This window comes from Devosia ginsengisoli (assembly GCF_007859655.1).
Lineage (GTDB): Bacteria > Pseudomonadota > Alphaproteobacteria > Rhizobiales > Devosiaceae > Devosia > Devosia ginsengisoli.
Map to the genome: position 1 here is coordinate 1,684,317 of NZ_CP042304.1, position 19,561 is coordinate 1,703,877.

The following is a 19,561-nucleotide window of genomic DNA, read 5'->3' on the forward strand; positions in this document are numbered from 1 at the left end:
AATGAATGCTTCGTTCAGACAATAGAGGTGACTTGCCGGAACTACTCGGCCCCCGTTTTACGCCAGCGCAACAGGCCGACGAAGAACAGCCCGCCGATCACGCCTGTCAGCACGCCGATCGGCATGTCTTGCGGCGGCATCAGGGTCCGCGCGGCAATATCGGCCAGCACCAGAAAGATGGCCCCGACCAGCGCGGAGAGCGGCAGCACTCGCCGGTAATCCCCGCCAACCCCCATGCGGACGATATGGGGGATCATCAGCCCGACAAAGGCGATGACGCCGGAAAAGGCCACCGCCGAGCCCGTCAGCAGCGCACAGACGATGAAGACCGTGAGCCGGAACCGGCTGGCGGGAATGCCCAGTGTGGTGGCGCTCTCATCGCCCAGCGTCATGGCATTGAGCGCCCGGGCGCGCGCGATGAGGTAACCGCCGCAGACCAGCAAGGCCACCAGCGGAAAGGGCAATTGCGGCCATTGCGCCAGGCCCAGTCCGCCCAGCATCCAGAACACCACGGTGTGGGCCGCGCGGGGATCACCGAGAAAGATGAAGAGATTGCCCGCGGCGGTGATGATGAAGCTGATCGCAACGCCAGCCAGTACCAGCCGGCCGGCGCTGTGCGACTTGGTGAGATTGGAGACGGCCAATACCAGCCCGGTCGCCACCAGCGCGCCGCCAAAGGCGAAGAGCGGCACGGTGACGAGGCCGAGGAACATGCCGGTATGCAACAGCACGAGGATCGCCCCGAAACCGGCGCCGGATGAAATGCCCAGCAGATGCGGATCGGCCAACGGGTTGCGCGTGACCGATTGCAGGGCCGCCCCGACGACGGCGAGGCTGGCCCCGACAACGGCCCCCCAGCACGATGCGCGGAAGGCGCACCTCCCAGACGATGGCCTCGCGGCCGGACGACCAGTCCACGACAACGCTGCCGGGCATGAGCTTGGACGCGATGATGCGCCAGACTGTTTCGACGGGAATGGGCACCGCCCCGGCCCCTGTTGCCACCGACATGGTGACGACGAGCAGGATGGCCAGCCCCCCGATGAGAACCGGCATCCAGTGAGCAGCCGCGTGGCGGCGGCCGGTGGCGAGGTGGCGGTGCGACAAGACCCTACTCCCGGAAGGCTGTTGCGAGGCGCTTTACCGCCGCGATATTGCGCGGGCCGGGCGTCGCCTCGACATATTCGAGCACCACGAAGCGGTCATTGGCCACCGCCGGAATGGACGCAAAGGCCGGGTTGGACTTCATGAAATCGATCTTCTGCTCAGCGGTCACTTCGCCATAGTTGACGATGACGATCACCTCCGGATTGCGCTCGATCACCGGTTCCCAGCCGATCTCGACCCAGCTCGACTGCACGTCGTCCATGATATTGACGCCGCCCGCCGCCTCGATCAGCGCGGTGGGAATGGCGAAGCGCCCGGCGGTGAACGGCTTGTCCTCGCCCGAGTCATAGACGAAGACCGGCACCGGCGCTTCGAGCAGTGGCAGCGTGGCCTGGAAATCGGCCAGCTCCTGCTTATAACCGCCGACCAGCGCCGTGGCCCGATCGGCAACATCGAAGATGGCGCCGAGATTGAGCAGGTCACTGTAGAGATCATCCATGGAGGCCTTGGGCTTGTCCATGATGTGGATGCAGCTCTCGGTCAGTTCGTAGACGGCAATATCGAATTCTGCCAGCGTCTCGGGGGTCACCTCGCCGCCGACGCGCATGCCATAGTTCCAGCCGGCAAAATAGAAATCGGCATCGGCGCCGAGCAGCACTTCCTTGCTCGGATATTCCGGCGACAGCTCCGGCAATTCGGCCACGCCTTCGCGCAACGTCTCGTCCAGCGTCTTCCAGCTCGAAACGCCGGTATAGCCGGCCATGTGGTCGGTGAGGCCCAGGGCCAGCATCATCTCGGTGAGATTGACGTCGTTGGAGACGGCGCGCTGCGGGGCGGACTCGAAGGTCACGTCGCGATTGCAGCTCTGCACGGTCACCGGATAGCCGGCGGCAAGAGCCGTAGAGCTGGCGGCCGCCAGCGCGGCCATGGCAAGAACGAGGCGCATGAGATCACTCCTGGATCTGGTTGGGGAGGTAGAAGCTGAGACGCGGCCTTCCGGTGGCCGGATGGGCGTCGAGCAGGGTTTCGACGGCAAAGGCCGCGCGAATGGTGGATTGGGTGAGCGCTTCGGCCGGCGCACCGAGGGCGGCAACACGGCCCCCATCGAGCAGTAGCACCCGGTCGGCATGAGCCGAGGCCAGCGCCAGATCGTGCAGCGAAACGATGACGGTGCAGGCCAGCCGCCCGAGCAGATCGAGCACTTCGAGCTGGTGCCTGATGTCGAGGTGATTGGTCGGCTCGTCCAGAATCAGAAGATCAGGTTTCTGCAGCAAGGCTCGGGCAATCATCACCCTTTGCCGCTCGCCGCCGGACAAAGTGGCAAGGTCGCGCGGCGCCAGATGGGTCAGCTCCATCAGATCAAGCACGGCTTCGACGGAATCGTAGTCGCCCCGATCCGTGCCCCAGCCGCCGCGATGCGGCGTCAGGCCCAGCTCGACGATTTCAGCGACAGTGAGGCCGAAATCTGAGGCCTGTTCCTGCAAAACCGTGGCGATACGCCTGGCCACGGCCTTGCCGGGCAGCGACCAGATATCCTGCCCATCGAGGCGGACCATGCCGGTGGATGGCCGATGGTAGCGATAAAGACAGCGCAACAGGCTGGACTTGCCCGCGCCATTGGGACCGACCAGAGCCAGCATCTGGCCCGGCTCGACCGCCAGGGACAGCGGCCCCACAATGGGATCACCCAAGCCGACGCCCCAGCTGAGGTCGATGAGTTCGAGCCGCGCCGGATGCGCGCCGGTGAAGCGGTCAGCCGAAATGCCGCCGGATGCCATGGGCAACCTCCGCCGTCTGGCAGGAGGGCACGGGCGATCCGAGCAGCGGAATAGCAGCGATGTCGCGGCAACTGGTCATCATCGTCTCCCGCGGCACACCCCGGCCGGGTTGAAAGGAAAGGATGACGGCAGGTCTCCTGGCTCGCGGGTCGCTGCGGCGCCGGACCTTCCCAGCCATTCGGCCAGTGGTAATTCCCGGTGTCGCTATCCGCTCACAGTTGCGGGGGCAGCCACGGTCTTGCGCCCTGATGGGTACGTCGCACCGTGTTCCCTTTTAATCCCGCCGCCCGAGAGGGGCGGCCGGAACCATCACTCAGAGTGATGCGGGATTCGCCGGTCCCTGGCAAGGCGCCACATTTCAAACTCATTACCTGCCAATTCTGCGGCCGGGGCATTTGGGGGAATCGTGATGCGTTGGTTGCGGCGAATTCTGCTGGCATTGCTGGTGCTGGCAGCGGGCATCTATGTGTTCAACGCCAGCTGGCGTGTGGCGCCGCCCGCCGAGCCGCAAGTGACGCTGATCGCCCATCGCGGCATTCACCAGACCTTCAACCGTGAAGGCCTGGAGAATGACACCTGCACCTCCGAGCGCATCTATCCGCCCGAGCACCAATATATCGAGAACACCATTGCCTCGATGCAGGCCGCTTTCGCTGCCGGCGCCGACATTGTCGAGCTCGATGTGCATCCGACCACCGACGGCCAGTTTGCCGTGCTGCATGACTGGACCATCGATTGCCGCACCGAGGGCACGGGCGAGACCCGAAGCCATGACATGGCCTATCTCAAGACGCTCGACATCGGCTACGGCTACACCGCCGATGGCGGCGCCACCTTCCCGCTGCGCGGCACCGGCGTGGGTCAGATGCCCGAGCTCAAGGAAGTGCTGTCGGCCATGCCGGACCGGCAATTCCTGGTCAATTTCAAGAGCCGGGAGGCGCGCGAAGGCGACATGCTGGCGGCTCTTGTCGACGAACGTCCCGAATGGCGCCACGCCGTCTGGGGCGCCTATGGCGGGGACGAGCCGACCTATCAGGCGGCCGGCCAGATTGACGGTCTCGCCGTCTGGTCACGCCGCGGCCTGGTCGATTGCCTGCTGCAATATGAGGGCCTGGGCTGGACCGGCTACATGCCCGAGGCCTGCCGCAACACCAAGGTCATGCTGCCGGTCAATGTGGCGCCCTTTGTCTGGGGCTGGCCCAACCTGTTCCTCGAGCGTATCCGCAAGGCCGGCAGCCAGGTGATCCTGCTCGGACCTTACGATGCCGGTGATCCCGGCACAGCCGGCATCGACACGCTGGACCAGCTGGCGCAGGTGCCGGACAGTTTCGAAGGCTATATCTGGACCAACCGCATCGAAATCATCGCGCCGGCCGTGCAGCAATAGGCCGCGACACAATTTCCATCGACGGAATGCCTGGCGCCCACTAGGGTCGCTCCATTGCCCGCAGCCCTCGTTTTTCTGGATGTGTCATGCCGGTCGGCGTGTTGTATGCAGTTGTCGCCTATTCGGTCTATTCGTGTGGCGACGCCATCATCAAGGGTTTCGGCCAGAGCCTCTCCGTCTTCGAGATCGGCTTCTTCATCGCCGTCTTCAGTCTCATCCCGGCCGCCTTTGCCAAGCCGAAAGGCGAACACTGGCGCGACAGCTTCCGCCTCAGGCATCCTGGGCTGGTCCACCTGCGCTCGTTTACCGGGGTGGCCTCGTCGATCCTGGTCACGGTGTCCTTCACCACCATTCCCTTCGCCGAGACCTATTCGCTGGTCTTCATGATGCCGCTCTTCATCACCGTGATGTCGGTGCTCATCCTGCGGGAACACGTCGATATCGTGCGCTGGTCCATGCTCACCCTGGGCTTTGTCGGTGTCATGCTGGTGGTGCGGCCCGGCTTTCGCGAACTGGAATTCGGCCACCTGACCGCCCTGCTCTGCGCCGTCTTCGGCGCCTCGACCACCACGATTTTGCGCGTCATAGCCCCGACCGAGAAGCGGGTGAGCCTGATCGCCCTGCCGGCGATCTATGTGATCGTCGTCAACGCGGTCCTGATGGTGCCCACCTTCGTCATGCCCACGCTGCAGCAATTCGGCCTGCTGGCCGCTTCGGGGAGCCTGGTCGGCCTGGGCCATATTCTGCTGATATCAGCCACCCGCAATGCCCCGGCCAGCCAGGTCGCCCCCATCCAGTATGTGCAGATCGTCTGGGCCATCGGGCTGGGCGCCTTCTTCTACTTCGAATATCCGGACCTATTGGCCTATATCGGGCTTGCCGTCGTGGTCCTGTCCGGCCTCGTCAACGTCTTCGTGGATGGCGCACGGGCGCGCATTGCCGGCCGCTTTGCCGAATATCGCGCTGTGCGACCCGGCCCGCCCAGCAACATTACCGAAGTGCAGGGTCCCGAAATATAGTTCGATCCCGTCGACGGCCCGCCGCATCGCTTGTATGGTACGGCCAGTCTTTCGAGTCCTTTCTATTTCCTGGATATTTCGATGCCGGTCGGCGTCCTCTTCGCGTTTCTGGCCTATGCCAGCTTTTCCGTCGCCGACGCCCTCATCAAGGCCACCGGCCCGGCCATGTCGGTGTTCGAGATCGCGTTTTTCACCACGAGCCTCTCCATCATTCCCGTCATGCTGACCAAGCGCGGCGAGCGCTGGCGCGATCTCTACAAGCTGCAACATCCCTGGCTGGTGCATCTGCGCTGCGCCACCGCCATCACCAGCACGGCCTGCGTGATGTTTGCCTTCACCCACATTCCGTTTGCCGACGTCTATGCCATCGGCTTCCTGACGCCGATCGTGGTGACCCTGCTCGGCGTGCTGGTGCTCAAGGAACATGTGGCCGCCCATCGCTGGCTGCTGCTGATTATCAGCTTTCTCGGCGTCGTGCTGGTCATCCGCCCCGGCGTGCGCGACCTGCAACTGGGGCATCTCGCAATTTTCTTCAGCGTCTTTCTCGGCGGCATCACCACCATCATCCTGCGCCATGTCGCGCCCAGGGAGCGGCGCGTGAGCCTGGTGGGCCTGCAGGTGCTGTATTCGGGCATCATCAACGGGCTGCTGATGATCCCGTTTTTCGTGCTGCCGTCGCTGGAGCAGATGGCGGTATTCCTCGGCATTGGCCTCTTGGGTGGGACCGGCGGCCTGCTGCTGATCTCGGCTGCCAAGCGCTCGCCGGCCAATCTGGTGGCGCCGGTGCAGTATAGCCAGCTGATCTGGGCCATCGTGTTCGGGGCGCTGTTCTTCGGCGAATACCCCGACTATGTCGCCGTGATCGGCCTGGTCATCGTGCTCGCGGCAGGACTGGCCAATGTGCTGACCGAGAAACTGAAAATCGTCTGGAAGCCGCGGCTGTTCTTCTTCAGAACGGGGCTGTGAGGACCGTCATCTTCCAGTAGACCTCATGGTGAGCTTGTCGAACCACGAGGTCGTGGGCACTCAAGCCTCCACTCACCCGACCTCGTCCTTCGACGAGCTCAGGATGAGGTCTCCGGAAGATTCCGGTTACAGCGCCGCGCGAACCGCCGCAATCGCCTCGGCGGCCTTGCCGCCATCTGGCCCGCCGCCTTGCGCCATGTCCGGCCTTCCGCCACCGCCCTGCCCGCCAAGCGCGGCCGTGGCCAGCTTGATCAGGTTGCCGGCGGCATAGCGTGCTGTCAGGTCGTCGGTGACGCCGATGGCTACCGTGCCCTTGCCGTCATCGCCCCTCAGCACGACCGTCACGACGCCTGAGCCGATACGCTTTTTCTCGGTATCGACCAGGCCCTTCACGTCCCTGGCGGGAATGCCTTCCACGGTGCGGCCGACATAGGTGACCCCGTTGACGCTTTCGTCGGCCGACGCGGAGGCGCCCGACCCGGCGCCGCCACCAAGGGCCAGCTTCTTGCGGGCATCGGTCAGCTCACGCTCGATCTTCTTGATATTGTCCTGCAGGGCCGAAATGCGGTCGAGCACTTCATGGCTGCCCGACCGGAGCAAGCCGGCCGCGGCATCGACGATGGCGACATTGGTATTGCCGCGATGGCGGGCTGCTTTGCCCGTCAGGGCCTCGATGCGGCGCACGCCGGCACCCACGGCGCTTTCCGCCACGATGGAGACTAGGCCGATATCGCCGGTGCGGCGCACATGCGTGCCGCCGCAGAGTTCCACCGACCATCCCAGGCTATTGCCGGTGGGTTCGCCCATGGCGACCACGCGCACCTCATCGCCGTATTTCTCGCCAAACAGGGCGCGCGCACCCGATTCCTTGGCTTCCTCGACGCCCATCAGCCGGGTTTCGACCGGAGTATTCTGCAAGACGATGGCATTGGCGATGTCTTCCACCTCGGCCATTTCCTGTTCGGACATCGGCTTGGTGTGGACGAAATCGAAGCGCAGGCGGTCGGCCGAAACCATCGAACCCTTCTGCGCGACATGGTCGCCCAGCACGATGCGCAGGGCCTCGTGCAGCAGATGGGTGGCGGAATGGTTGGCGCGGATCGACGAGCGGCGCTCATGATCGACCACCAGCGTCACCGGCTGGCCGACTTTGAGGCTGCCCTCGGTGACCACAACCTTATGCGCGAAGACGCCGTGATGCTTCTGCGTGTCGCTGACATCGGCCACCAGGCCCTCGCCGGTCAGCCGACCGGTATCGCCGACCTGGCCGCCGCTTTCGCCGTAAAACGGCGTCTGGTTGAGCACGGCAAAGCCTTCCTCGCCGCTGGCCAGCGAGGCGACTTCCTTGCCATCCCTGAGCAGGGCCGTGACCTCGCCCTCGGCCGTTTCGGTTTCGTAGCCGAGGAATTCGGTGGGGCCGAGCTTGTCGGCCAGGCCATACCACACCGTATCCGTCGCCGCCTCGCCCGAGCCGGACCAGCTCTTGCGGGCCTCGGCCTTCTGCGCCGCCATGGCAGCGTCGAAGCCGGGCTGATCCACGGTGATGCCGCGGCTGCGCAGGGCATCCTGGGTCAGGTCGAGCGGGAAGCCGTAGGTGTCGTAGAGCTTGAAGGCACTGGCGCCGGCAAGCACCGCGCCTTCGCCCATGTCCCGCGTCTCGTCGGACAGCAGCTGCAGACCGCGGCCCAGCGTCTTGAGGAAGCGGCCTTCCTCCAGCAGCACGGTCTCGGTAATCATCGCCTCGCCGCGGCTGAGCTCGGGATAGGCCTGGCCCATTTCGCGCACCAGCGTCGGCACCAGCTTGTGGATGACCGGCTCGTTGGCCCCGAGCAGGGTGGCGTGGCGCATGGCGCGGCGCATGATGCGGCGCAGCACATAGCCGCGGCCTTCATTGGAGGGCAGCACGCCCTCGGCAATGAGGAAGCTCATCGAGCGCAGATGATCGGCAATGACGCGCAGGCTGCGATTGCCTTCGCCATTGCTATCGACGCCGGTCGCCGCGGCGGCGGCCCCGATCAGCGCCTTGAACAGGTCGATATCGTAATTGTCGTGCACGCCCTGCATGACGGCGGCGATGCGCTCCAGGCCCATGCCGGTATCGATCGAAGGGTGCGGCAGGCCGTTGCGGGAGCCGTCGCCATGCTGCTCATACTGCATGAAGACGAGGTTCCAGATCTCGATCCAGCGGTCGCCATCTTCCTCGGGCGAGCCCGGCGGGCCACCCCAGATATGCTCGCCATGGTCGTAGAAGATTTCCGAGCACGGACCGCAGGGACCGGTATCGCCCATCTGCCAGAAATTCGACTTGGCGCCGAGCCGCACAATGCGATCCTCGGACAGGCCGGCAATCTTCTTCCACAGCTCCAGCGCCTCGTCATCGTCCTGGTAGACGGTGACCATGAGCTTGTCCTTGGGCAGGCCCCAATCCTTGGTCAGCAGGTTCCAGGCCAGCTCGATGGCGTGGTCCTTGAAATAGTCGCCGAACGAGAAATTGCCGAGCATCTCGAAGAAGGTATGGTGCCGCGCGGTGAAGCCGACATTGTCGAGGTCATTGTGCTTGCCGCCGGCGCGCACGCATTTCTGCGCCGTGGTGGCGCGCGAATAGGGGCGCTTCTCGACACCGGTAAAGGTGTTCTTGAACTGCACCATGCCCGAATTGGTGAACATCAGCGTCGGATCGTTCCGCGGCACAAGCGGGCTCGACGCCACAGCGTGGTGACCATTGCGGGCAAAGTAGTCGACAAAGCTCGAACGAAGGTCGTTTACGCTGGTCATCTAGAAGGCTTTCATTGCGGAAACTGGCGCCGTTGCGCCGCAGAACAGGTCGGCAGGCTTTCTATCGTGCAGCTTGCCGCCCTGTCCAGCATTGCGGCACCCTTGCGGATGATCGGCAAAGAAAAGAGGCACCGCTTGCGCGATGCCTCGAGATTCCCTGCATGGGAGGGAGGAACTCAGTCGTCGTCGGACGTATTGTCGTCGCCGCCGGCCACCAGCAATACTTCGCCAAGCAGGCCCGAGCTTTCGCGCACACCCTGCTCGATCGTATCGGCGACCGTGGGATTATCCTTGAGGAACTGCCGGGCATTCTCGCGACCCTGCCCCAGCCGCTGGCTGTCCCAGGAGAACCAGGCGCCGGACTTTTCGACAATGCCCGACTTGACGCCCAGATCGAGCAATTCGCCGGTCTTGGAAATGCCTTCGCCATACATGATGTCGAACTCGACCTGGCGGAATGGCGGGGCCAGCTTGTTCTTGACCACCTTCACGCGGGTCTGGTTGCCGACGATTTCCTCGCGGTCCTTGAGGGCGCCGATACGGCGGATATCGAGTCGCACCGAGGCGTAGAACTTGAGCGCATTGCCGCCCGTCGTGGTTTCGGGCGAGCCGTACATCACGCCGATCTTCATGCGGATCTGGTTGATGAAGATGACTAGGCACTTGGACTTGGAGATCGACGAGGTCAGCTTGCGCATGGCCTGGCTCATCAGCCGCGCCTGCAGGCCCGGCAGCGAATCGCCCATTTCCCCTTCGAGTTCGGCGCGCGGGGTGAGCGCAGCAACCGAATCGACCACCAGCACGTCGATGGCGCCGGAACGGACCAGGGTGTCGGTAATTTCGAGCGCCTGCTCGCCGGCATCGGGCTGGGAAATCAAGAGGTCATCGACATTGACGCCCAGCTTGCGAGCATAGACCGGGTCGAGTGCATGCTCGGCATCGACAAAGGCGCAGATGCCGCCAGCCTTCTGGGCTTCGGCGATAACATGCAAAGCCAGCGTGGTCTTGCCCGAGCTTTCCGGTCCGAAAATCTCGACGATACGGCCCTTTGGCAGGCCGCCAATGCCCAAAGCGATATCGAGACCGAGCGAACCGGTGGAGATCGATCTCGACCTCGATGGCCGACGCTTCGCCAAGGCGCATGATCGAGCCCTTGCCGAAATTGCGCTCGATCTGGCTGAGCGCCGCGGCAAGAGCCTTGTCCTTATCCATCGATCCACCTTCAACAATACGAAGCGGCGCACTAGCCATCTGATCTCTCCTTATTCCATGCTCTGGGAGGCTGCGCAACGCGCTGACACCGCCGGTGGTTCTGTCCTGAATGTCCGCTATTTGTTCTCATATTGTTCCAAATCCGTCAAGGGACAAAATGAGAACATTCGCATTCGCATACAGGTCGAATTCGTTAGCAGACTGTTAGCATCGACGCGCGCGATGCGTGAATCGGCGGCCCCGCCCAATAAGTATGATTTTTGACTTGCCACGTCGCGTTCGGTTGCGCTTTATGCCGGCAGAGAGTTGAGGAGCCGCGCCATGAACCTGATCCAGTTTTTCGATGCCAATGGCGAGCGCGCGGTCGGCGCCGTCGACAATGGCGTCGCCCGCATCGTCAATGACGCCACGAGCGTCCACGAACTGGCGCTGAGCGCGCTGTCGCGGCATGGCGGCCTTGGGGCGCTGATCGCCGAAAAGGGGCTCGGCGCCGAAGTGGACCGGGCGGCCCTGCTGGCCGAGGGCCGCATGCTGGCGCCGATCGACCATCCCGATCCGGCCCATCTCTATGTCACCGGCACGGGCCTGACCCATCTCGGCTCGGCCGCGACGCGCGACGCCATGCACAAGTCCAACGGCACCAAGACCGAGGAAGGGCTGACCGACTCGATGAAGATGTTCCGCATGGGCCTGGAAGGCGGCAAGCCGGCCGACGGGCTCAAGGGCGTGCAGCCGGAATGGTTCTACAAGGGCAACGGCTATTCAGTGGTCAATCCCGGCCACCCCATCCCCTCGCCCGGCTTTGCGCTGGATGCGGGCGAGGAGCCCGAAATTGCCGGCATCTATGTGATCGACCAAAATGGCCAGCCGCGCCGGCTGGGCTTCGCGCTGGCCAATGAATTTTCCGACCATGTGACCGAGCGGGTGAACTATCTCTACCTGGCCCATTCCAAGCTCCGTGCCTGCGCCTTCGGGCCGGAACTGCGCGTCGGCGACCTGCCCGGCCATATCGAGGGCCAGTCGCGCATCTGGCGTGATGGCAAGGTATTGTGGGAAAAGCCGTTCCTGTCAGGTGAGGACAATATGAGCCACACCATCGCCAACCTGGAATATCACCACTTCAAGTATGACCTGTTCCGCAATCCGGGCGATGTGCATGTGCATATGTTCGGCACGGCGACGCTGAGCTTTGCCGATGGCATCAAGACCCAGCCGGACGACATTTTCGAAATCGAGGAAGCCCAGTTCGGCATGGCCCTGCGCAACCCGGTGCGGGTGGAAACCGAGCACCCCGTCATCGTCGGCAACGTCTATTGAGCTTGAAGCCAGGCAACTAACATGTCAGTTATCCCACCGCCTGCTGGAGGGATGACATGACTGCTCGCGAGTTCGAAAAGCGCCGCATCGGCCGCACCGATCTTGAGGTGACGACGCTGGGGCTGGGCTGCGCTTCGCTGGCCGGCATTTTCTCCGCCGTTCCGGCCGAACAGGCCCGTGCCACGGTCGGCCATGCGCTCGATATGGGCATCAACTATGTCGATACCGCCCCGCAATATGGGCTGGGCCGCTCCGAGCATCTGGTGGGCGATGCGCTGCGGGAACGACGGGACGGTGTGGTGCTGTCGAGCAAGGTGGGGAGGCTGCTCAAGCCCGTCAGTGCCGCCGAGCAGGACAAGGGCAACTGGATTGATCCCCTGCCCTTCAACCAGGCCTATGACTATTCCTATGACGGGATCATGCGCTCGTTCGAGGACAGCCGGCAGCGGCTGGGCATCCACCGCATCGACATCCTCTATGTCCACGATATCGGCGTGGCGACGCATGGTGTCGAGGGCAACAAGCCGCTTTGGGCGCAGTTGGCCAATGGGGGCTACAAGGCCCTGCGCGAATTGCGCGATGCCGGCGTGGTCAAGGCCATCGGGCTGGGCGTCAATGAGTGGCCGGTGCTGATGGACGCCTTCGCGCTGGGCGACTGGGACGTGTTCCTGCTGGCCGGGCGCTATACGCTGCTGGAACAGACCTCGCTCACCCCGTTCATGACCACCTGTATCGAGCGCGGCGCCTCGGTGGTGATCGGTGGCCCATTCAATTCGGGGATTCTCGTGGGCGGCGACAAGTTCAACTATGCCAAGGCGCCGGACGAGATCGTCAGCAAGGTCAGGGCCATCGAGGCGGTGTGCCGCGAATTTGGCGTGCCCCTGCCCGCTGCGGCTCTGCAATTTCCGCTGACCCATCCGGCTGTCTGCAACGTGCTGCCCGGGCCGCGCTCGCCGGCCGAGTTGGACGGCATTCTCGACTGGTGGGATGTGAAAGTGCCCGGCGATCTCTGGACAACTTTGGCCGCCAAGGGCCTGCTGGCGCCGGGAACGCCCATTCCCGGCGGCGTGGCTTGACGACTCCGCGACAGGAGAGCAATATAACCGGACGGTTCTAGAACCTGAAAGTTATTCCTATGCCGACGCCAGCCGCCCTTGATGCCACCTTCCAGGCGCTTGCCGATCCGACGCGGCGAGCCATTCTGGCGCGCCTGGCGCAGGGGGAAGCCTCGGTGATGGAACTGGCCGAACCCTTCGCCATGAGCCAGCCGGCCATTTCCAAGCATCTCAAAGTGCTTGAGAATGCCGGACTGATCTCGCGCGGTCGCGACGCCCAGCGCCGGCCCTGCAAGCTGGAAGCCGCACCATTGGCTGAAGCGACAGGCTGGCTGATCGAATACCGCAAATTCTGGGAAAAGCAGTTCGGGCAGCTCGATGACCTGCTCGACGAGCTGAAGAAACTCGAAGCCATGGCGGGCAAAAACAATTAGGAGATCGACATGGCCTTTGGCGGCCCCCTGACCGTAACCACGCCTGAAGACACGCAGATCGTGATCACCAGGCAGTTCGATGCGCCCCGGCACCTGGTCTTCGCCTGCTACACCCAGCCGGCACTGATCCGCCGCTGGCTCAACGGCGCCGACGGCTGGATCATGACGGTCTGCGAATTCGACGCCAAGGTGGGCGGCAAATACCGCTACGAATGGAAGGCGCCCAGCGGCTATGTGATGGGCATGGGCGGCGTGGTCAGGGAAATCCACCCGGTCGAACGGCTGGTCAGCGCCGAAGTGTTCGATGATGACTGGACCGGCGGGGAGACCGTATCGACGCTCATTTTCGACGAGAAGAGCGGACGGACGACGCTGGTCAATACGCTCAACTATTCGTCGAAAGAGGCCCGCGACGGGGCGCTGGCAACGCCGATGGCCGATGGCATGGAGTTCGGCTACAGCAAGCTGGATACGGTGCTGGCGGAACTGGGAAAGGGGCAGGCATGAACGATCCGCGTATTTCGGCAATAATCTGTGCCGCGGTGGCCGCGTGGCTGGGCTATACGATTTTCTTTTCCGCCGAGGCGCCGAGCACGTTCCTGGCGGTGCTGCAGTGGACGTTCTTTGTGGTGGCGCTTGCCGGGCTGGGCGTGGCGCTGGCGCGGCTGGTAAAGGGGCGGTAGTCGGCTGCCACGAAGCGCGCAGCAGCCCTCATGGTGGCCTGTCGAACCATGAGGGCGTGGCACGATAACTCCACTCGCCCGCCCTCGTGGTTCGACAGGCTCACCATGAGGGCTTTGGAATTTCGATGCCTCAGTTCAAATCCAGCGCATAGGCCTTAAGGACATCCAGCGGGATGAGGCCGAGCACGGCCTGGTTGGTGGAGCGCAGGAACACGCGCGGGGCTTTGCCGGCCTGGTGGGCCTGCCACCAGCGCTGGGCGACGAGGCACCAGCGGTTGCCGGCGACGAGGCCGGGAAAGGCGAATTGCGGCATGGGGGTCGAGAGGTCGTTGCCGACCGAGGCGGAATAGGCGAGGAACTCGTCGGTGGCTTCGATGCAGACCAGATGCACCGCCGCATTATCCGGGCCGGCGGCGCAATAGCCGGTGCGGAAGAAGCCGGTCAGCGGGTCGCTGGAACAGGGGCTGAGCGGCTCGCCGAGCACGTTGAGCTCGGCCGGCCCTTCGAAGCGCCCATGGACGTTCAATTGAGGTCGCTCTTGCCCACCATCTGCAGCACTTCCTTGACCTTGGTATTGATCTGGTCGAGCGAATACGGCTTGGGCAGGAATTCGACGCTCTGGTCGTCCTCGATATCGCGGCGCACGCTTTCCTCGGCATAGCCGGAAACGAAGATCACCTTGAGATCGGGCATGCGCTCGCGAATATGTTTCAGCAGCGTCGGGCCATCCATTTCGGGCATGGCCACATCAGATATCATCAGGTCGATGTTGAAATCTTCATCCTCGAGGATTTCAAGGGCTTCCTCGCCGCCATCGGCCTCGAAAACCTCATATCCGGTGGCGCGCAGAGCGCGGGCCGAAAAGGCACGCACGCTCTCCTCGTCATCCACCAGAAGGATGCGTTCGTGGCCGGTGAGATCGCGCACCGGCGCGGCGGCGGCGGCGACCTTGGCAGCCTGTTCGGCAGCGCTGGCGACATGGCGCGGCAGGAAAATCTTGAACGTGGTGCCCACGCCGACCACGGAGACCGGATAGATATAGCCCTCGGTCTGCTTGACGATGCCGTAGACGGTGGAGAGGCCCAGGCCCGTGCCCTTGCCCAGTTCCTTGGTGGTGAAGAAGGGCTCGAAAATCTTCTGCAGCACTTCCGGGCTCATGCCGGTGCCGGTGTCCTGCACGTCGATCAGCACGTAATCGGCCGGCACCATGCCTTCGAAATTCAGCCGCTCGGCCTCGGAGCGCTCGACATTGGAGGTGCGGATGGTGATGGCGCCGCCATTGGTCATGGCGTCGCGGGCGTTGACCACTAGGTTGATGATGACCTGTTCGAGCTGCACCACATCGGCCCGGACCGGCCAGATATTGCGGCCATGTTCGACGCCGAGCGTATTCTTCTCGCCGATCATGCGCTTGAGCAGGACCGTGAGGTCATCGACGATCAGCGGCAGTTCCAGCACCTGCGGGCGCAGGGTCTGCCGGCGCGAGAAGGCCAGCAGCTGGCGGGTGAGGCCCGCGGCGCGATTGGCATTCTGCTTGATCTGCATCAGCTCGCTGAAGCTAGGATCGCCCGGCTTGTGCTTGAGCAGCAGCAGGTCGGAAAAGCCGATAATGGCGGTCAGCAGATTATTGAAATCATGCGCCACGCCGCCGGCAAGCTGGCCCACGGCCTGCATTTTCTGGCTCTGGGCGAACTGGGCTTCGAGCTTGCGCTGGTCGGTCATGTCGAGGGCATAGACATTGACCTGCTCGGGCGAGCCGCTGCTCATTTCCGACGAGGACAGGTAGAGCCGCACGGCGTGATCGCCCTCGGCGCTGAGCAGCGCATCGACCGGCTCGACCTCGGACAGATGGGCGGCGGCATCGGCGATGGCGCGACCGAATTTCTCGCGGCTCCCCTCGCCGATCAATTCGCTGAGCGGCTGGAGTTCGAGGCTCTTTTCCTCGCCCGCCCATTTGAAGATGCGGCCGAAGGGGGCATTGGTGCGGATGATCCGCCCTTCCCCGTCCAGCGTGGCGATGGCGAAGGGCGTATCGTTGAAGAAGCGCGAGAAGCGCACTTCGGCGGCGCGCAGGGCCTCTTCGGTGTCGGGCGCCTTGGATTTGTCGAGGACGAGGGTGCGGGTCTCGCCCAGTTCGCCATCGGCGAGGCGGGCGGCGCGATGCAGCAGGCGCACCGGAAAGCTGGTGCCGTTGCGGCGCACCAGGTCGATATCGATGATCTCGGTGCCGATCTCGCCATCGCCACGCCCGCGCATGAGCAGGGTCGCGCCATCGCCGCGCACCAGGTCGGAAAGGCCGAGATGGCCGGAATTGAACTCGGCCAGGTCATAGCCGAGCCAGTCGGTCAGGGTCGAATTGAGATACTGGATGCGGCCATGCGCGTCGGCGGAGAAGAAGCCGGCCGGCGAATGATCGAGATAATCGATGGCACGCTGCAGGTCGCGGAAGGCGCTTTCGTTATTATCGCGGTCGCGGGTGATGTCTTCCACCGACCAGATGGCCAAGGGCTTCTGCGCCTCGTCGGATTCCGGCAGCGGCCGTACCGCGACGCGATACCAATAGGCCCTGCCGCTGTCGCCCAGCGAGCCGCCCAGCCCGCCGACAATGCGGATATCCTCAATCGCGGTCCGCCCGTCCTTAGCGGCGCGGGAGAGGCGATAGATCGCTTCGCTGGCATCGGACTGGCCGGCGAAGAGGCGTGGCACGCCGACCGGCACGCCATTGGTCATGGCGCCGGAAAAGCTGCCGTAATGCGCGTTAACATAGGAAATCTTGCCATCGCGATCCGCGACAACAGCGCCGAAGGGCAGGCTGTCGACCATGGCGTTAGAAATAGTGCGGCGTTCCTCGCCATTGGCGAAGCGGAACAGGCCCGCCGCGAGGCCGAACAGGCAGAACACCCCGATGACGGCAAGCACGCCGACAAAGGTCATGATGAACTCGGCCGGGATCCTGTCGCCGAAGAAGGAAAAGGCCACCGCAATGGCCACCAGCACCAGAGCCAGTACGACGACCCGCCACAGGCCGGCTCCGCCGCGCCCCGCCGTAACGAGCGGATCGGGATAAGTGTCCTCGCCTGTTGGCGTCGATGCCATGGGTCAGGATGCTCCGTAACCGGTGAGTCGGGCCGAATCAGGCACGTGGCAATGGTCTAGCAAATGGTCCGGCCCTGCGGGAGGCCGATCATGGTTTTCAACACGGGATCGCGGCGAAACAACAGCATGAACGCGGGAAATGCTGCCCGCATAGGACTTCTGGCACGATGTCCCAGTCGACACCCTCCCCCTTGAGGGGAGGGATCAAGGGAGGGGGTGTCGGAGGCGCCGCATACATAGAGTTCGTAGAGCCCTCAACACCCCCGCCCTGCTCGATTCAACGGACTTAGCTAAAGCTAAGTCCTATCTCGCTTCCCTCCCCTCAAGGGGGAGGGTGAGTCTGGTGGTTCTGGCGCCATCACACGACAACAAATCAATTCGCCTTCCATCCTGCCCCGCGCTTGAGGCGCATGACGAAGCCGATGACTTCGGCGACGGCCTTGAAATGCTCGTTGGGGATGGACTCGTCGACATCGACGCTGGCGAAGAGCGCGCGGGCCAGAGGCGGGTTTTCGACGATGGGGACGTCGTGCTCCTTGGCCAGTTCGCGGATGCGGAAGGCCACGGCATCGGCGCCCTTGGCCACGCATCTAGGGGCCTTCATGCCCTTGTCGTATTTGAGCGCCACGGCAAAGTGGGTCGGGTTGGTGATGACCACGGTCGCATCGGGCACCGCCGCCATCATGCGCTTGCGCGCCCGCTCCTGCCGCAACTGGCGCAGCTTGCCCTTGATGTGAGGATCGCCCTCCATCTGCTTGTATTCGTCGCGAGTTTCCTGAACCGTCATCATCAGCTTCTTCCACCATTTCTGGCGGACATAGAGATAATCGGCAAAGGCGATGACGGTGACGATGGCCAGCACTGCGATGAAGATCTTGATACCGATTTCCTGGAAATCGGCCAGGATCATTGCCGGATCGGCCGTCATCATCGTGTCGAGCCGGTCGCGCTCGGGCCAGACCACGGCCATCACCACGGCGCCGACAATGCCGATCTTGAGCAGGCCCTTGCCGAAATTGACCAGCGACTCGGTGGAGAACAACCGTTTGGCCCCGGCCAGCGGCGAAATCTTGGAGAGTTTCGGGGTGATCGGCTCGGCCGAAAACAGCGGCCGGTGTTGGATGAGATTGGCCAATATCGCGCAGCTCGACAGCACGACGAGCGGAATGAGCACGGTGCCGATCAGGGCCAGCGCCAGATTGTTGAAGAAAGCGCCGAAGCCCGCGCCACCCAGCTCGAACTGGTCGGCATTCATGATGAGCAGCTTGAGCGTTTCCGACAGGCTCGACGCCGTGGCGGGCGCCATCATGGCGAAGATGGCGGCCGAGCCGAGTAGCATGAACCAGGTGACCACTTCCTGGCTCTTGGCGACATCGCCCTTCTTGTGGGCGTCCTCGAGCTTCTTTTGGGAAGGGTCTTCTGTTTTGGCGTCCTGTTCCGGGGCTTCGTCTGACACGCCTCAGCCCCTCCACATTGCGAGATGGGCTTCGAAACTGCTGAGATACCAGCCCATCATCATGGTCAGGAGCATGGCGAACAGCACCAGCCCAATCATGATGTTGGCCGGCATCAGCAGGAAGAAGACCTGCAAAGCCGGCATGAGCCGGGCCAGGATGCCGGCGCCCAGGTTGAAGACCAGGCCGAAGACGATGAAGGGCGCCGCCATCTGCACGCCGACACTGAAGGCCCCCGCCACGGTGCGGATGGCCAGTTGCGCCGCGTCATCGAACATCAGCGGGGCATCGAGGGGGAAGAGGGTGTAGCTGTCATAGGTGGCGGCCAGTGCCACGTGGTGCAGGTCGGTAGCGAAGATCAGCACCATGCCCAAAAAGCTGAGGAAGCTGCCGAACACCGCGCCCTGCACGCCAACCTGGGTCGGATCGGCCGCCATGGCGGCGGAGAGGCCGGCCTGGAAGGCGATGATGGCGCCGGCCACCTGGGTTGCCATCACGGTGATGCGCACGATGGCGCCCAGCATGATGCCAATGGCCAATTCGTGGAAGATGAAGCCGACAATGGCCATGAAATCGGCTGGCATGGCCGGCAGGCTGGACGCGAGCAGCGGATAGACCACCAGCGTGAAGGCCAGCGCGAAGCTGAGCCGCATGCGCATGGGGATCATGTCCTCGCCCAAAGCCGGCATGAGCATGAGAATGGAGCCGATGCGCGAAAACAACAGCAGGTAGACAAAGGCCGTATTGGGCAGCCAGTCGAGCCCGACCGTCACCGTCAGCCGCCCACGATGATCATGTCGACCACGCGGTTCATGTAGCCGCCCATGGTGGCGCCGAGGAATGGCAGGGTCAGCAGCATGGTGACGAAGATGGCAATGATCTTGGGCACGAAGACCAGGGTCTGTTCCTGAATCTGGGTCAGCGCCTGGAACAGCGCGATGATGACACCAACGATAAGGCCGATGATCATCATCGGCGCCGATACGATGATCAGCGTCCAGATGCCGTCACTGGCAATGTCGAGGGCCTCTGCGCCGGTCATTGTCGGGTCCGGGGTGGAATCACGACTACAGTCTATCTCATTCCCAAGATTTCAGTGCCCCGAAGCCGCAGTCGTCTCCCTCCCCCTTGTGGGGAGGGATCAAGGGTGGGGGTGGGCCACGCGCACCGGACTCGCGGTGAGATACCCCACCCTGCTCGATTCAACGGACTTAGCTGACGCTAAGTCCTATCTCGCTTCCCTCCCCCTAGGGGGAGGGAAGACGACTGCCTGGCTGG

General features: G+C 63.5%; 17 protein-coding genes, 1 pseudogene and 1 riboswitch. Of the genes and pseudogenes, 8 read left to right on the forward strand and 10 right to left on the reverse strand.

Annotated elements, in window-relative coordinates; translation table 11 throughout:
- Positions 1 to 41: 41 nt before the first annotated feature.
- From FPZ08_RS08340 to FPZ08_RS08350, 3 genes are all read right to left on the reverse strand, one after another.
- Positions 42 to 923, reverse strand: a complete 882-nt coding sequence (locus FPZ08_RS08340) for a FecCD family ABC transporter permease (protein WP_425457579.1) — start codon at positions 921 to 923, stop codon at positions 42 to 44.
- A gap of 188 nt (positions 924 to 1,111) precedes the next feature.
- Complete coding sequence (locus FPZ08_RS08345) at positions 1,112 to 2,053, reverse strand: ABC transporter substrate-binding protein (protein ID WP_146289545.1); 942 nt, start codon at positions 2,051 to 2,053, stop codon at positions 1,112 to 1,114.
- Positions 2,054 to 2,057: 4 nt separating this feature from the next.
- The gene (locus tag FPZ08_RS08350) at positions 2,058 to 2,885 is read right to left on the reverse strand and encodes an ABC transporter ATP-binding protein (protein WP_146289546.1); all 828 of its coding nucleotides are present in this window, start codon (positions 2,883 to 2,885) and stop codon (positions 2,058 to 2,060) included.
- A gap of 110 nt (positions 2,886 to 2,995) precedes the next feature.
- Positions 2,996 to 3,211, reverse strand: a riboswitch (cobalamin riboswitch).
- A 92-nt stretch (positions 3,212 to 3,303) separates the two neighbouring features.
- Between FPZ08_RS08350 and FPZ08_RS08355 the strand changes: the two genes are divergently transcribed.
- The 3 genes from FPZ08_RS08355 (at position 3,304) to FPZ08_RS08365 (ending at position 6,257) form a co-directional block, all read left to right on the forward strand.
- On the forward strand, positions 3,304 to 4,272 hold the full coding sequence (locus tag FPZ08_RS08355; RefSeq protein ID WP_186767313.1) for a glycerophosphodiester phosphodiesterase family protein: 969 nt from the start codon (positions 3,304 to 3,306) through the stop codon (positions 4,270 to 4,272).
- Positions 4,273 to 4,370: 98 nt separating this feature from the next.
- A complete protein-coding gene (locus tag FPZ08_RS08360; protein WP_186767262.1) occupies positions 4,371 to 5,291 on the forward strand; it encodes a DMT family transporter in 921 nt (306 codons plus the stop codon).
- Between the two features lie 81 nt (positions 5,292 to 5,372).
- A complete protein-coding gene (locus FPZ08_RS08365; protein WP_146289549.1) occupies positions 5,373 to 6,257 on the forward strand; it encodes a DMT family transporter in 885 nt (294 codons plus the stop codon).
- Between the two features lie 126 nt (positions 6,258 to 6,383).
- Here the strand turns inward: FPZ08_RS08365 and alaS are convergent, their stop codons facing one another.
- Together alaS and recA are read right to left on the reverse strand one after the other, a co-directional pair.
- The gene (gene alaS, locus FPZ08_RS08370; protein ID WP_146289550.1) at positions 6,384 to 9,032 is read right to left on the reverse strand and encodes an alanine--tRNA ligase; all 2,649 of its coding nucleotides are present in this window, start codon (positions 9,030 to 9,032) and stop codon (positions 6,384 to 6,386) included.
- A gap of 176 nt (positions 9,033 to 9,208) precedes the next feature.
- Positions 9,209 to 10,283 (reverse strand): annotated as a pseudogene (gene recA / locus FPZ08_RS08375) (recombinase RecA).
- A gap of 282 nt (positions 10,284 to 10,565) precedes the next feature.
- On the opposite strand from recA, the gene araD1 reads away from it, so the two are divergent.
- From araD1 to FPZ08_RS08400, 5 genes are read left to right on the forward strand one after another with little or no spacing between them, the layout of a single operon-like run.
- Positions 10,566 to 11,561, forward strand: coding sequence for an AraD1 family protein (gene araD1 / locus FPZ08_RS08380; RefSeq protein ID WP_146289551.1), 996 nt, complete (start codon positions 10,566 to 10,568; stop codon positions 11,559 to 11,561).
- 56 nt (positions 11,562 to 11,617) lie between these two features.
- Positions 11,618 to 12,637, forward strand: coding sequence for an aldo/keto reductase (locus tag FPZ08_RS08385; RefSeq protein WP_146289552.1), 1,020 nt, complete (start codon positions 11,618 to 11,620; stop codon positions 12,635 to 12,637).
- A gap of 59 nt (positions 12,638 to 12,696) precedes the next feature.
- The gene (locus FPZ08_RS08390) at positions 12,697 to 13,050 is read left to right on the forward strand and encodes an ArsR/SmtB family transcription factor (protein ID WP_146289553.1); all 354 of its coding nucleotides are present in this window, start codon (positions 12,697 to 12,699) and stop codon (positions 13,048 to 13,050) included.
- 9 nt (positions 13,051 to 13,059) lie between these two features.
- Entirely contained in the window at positions 13,060 to 13,557 is a 498-nt protein-coding gene (locus tag FPZ08_RS08395; protein WP_146289554.1) for an SRPBCC family protein, read from the forward strand.
- The gene (locus FPZ08_RS08400; protein WP_146289555.1) at positions 13,554 to 13,733 is read left to right on the forward strand and encodes a hypothetical protein; all 180 of its coding nucleotides are present in this window, start codon (positions 13,554 to 13,556) and stop codon (positions 13,731 to 13,733) included. Before FPZ08_RS08395 ends, FPZ08_RS08400 begins: the two co-directional genes overlap by 4 nt.
- Before the next feature lie 130 nt (positions 13,734 to 13,863).
- On the opposite strand, the gene FPZ08_RS08405 is transcribed toward FPZ08_RS08400, so the two are convergent.
- From FPZ08_RS08405 to fliQ, 5 genes are all read right to left on the reverse strand, one after another.
- Positions 13,864 to 14,259, reverse strand: coding sequence for a DUF2237 family protein (locus FPZ08_RS08405; protein ID WP_146289556.1), 396 nt, complete (start codon positions 14,257 to 14,259; stop codon positions 13,864 to 13,866).
- Complete coding sequence (gene cckA, locus FPZ08_RS08410; protein WP_146289557.1) at positions 14,256 to 16,829, reverse strand: cell cycle histidine kinase CckA; 2,574 nt, start codon at positions 16,827 to 16,829, stop codon at positions 14,256 to 14,258. The genes FPZ08_RS08405 and cckA overlap by 4 nt, the downstream gene beginning before the upstream one ends.
- Positions 16,830 to 17,202: 373 nt before the next feature.
- Positions 17,203 to 18,285, reverse strand: a complete 1,083-nt coding sequence (flhB, locus tag FPZ08_RS08415; RefSeq protein WP_146289558.1) for a flagellar biosynthesis protein FlhB — start codon at positions 18,283 to 18,285, stop codon at positions 17,203 to 17,205.
- 3 nt (positions 18,286 to 18,288) lie between these two features.
- On the reverse strand, positions 18,289 to 19,056 hold the full coding sequence (gene fliR / locus FPZ08_RS08420) for a flagellar biosynthetic protein FliR (RefSeq protein ID WP_146289559.1): 768 nt from the start codon (positions 19,054 to 19,056) through the stop codon (positions 18,289 to 18,291).
- A 2-nt stretch (positions 19,057 to 19,058) separates the two neighbouring features.
- Complete coding sequence (gene fliQ / locus FPZ08_RS08425) at positions 19,059 to 19,325, reverse strand: flagellar biosynthesis protein FliQ (RefSeq protein ID WP_146289560.1); 267 nt, start codon at positions 19,323 to 19,325, stop codon at positions 19,059 to 19,061.
- Positions 19,326 to 19,561 lie beyond the last annotated feature (236 nt).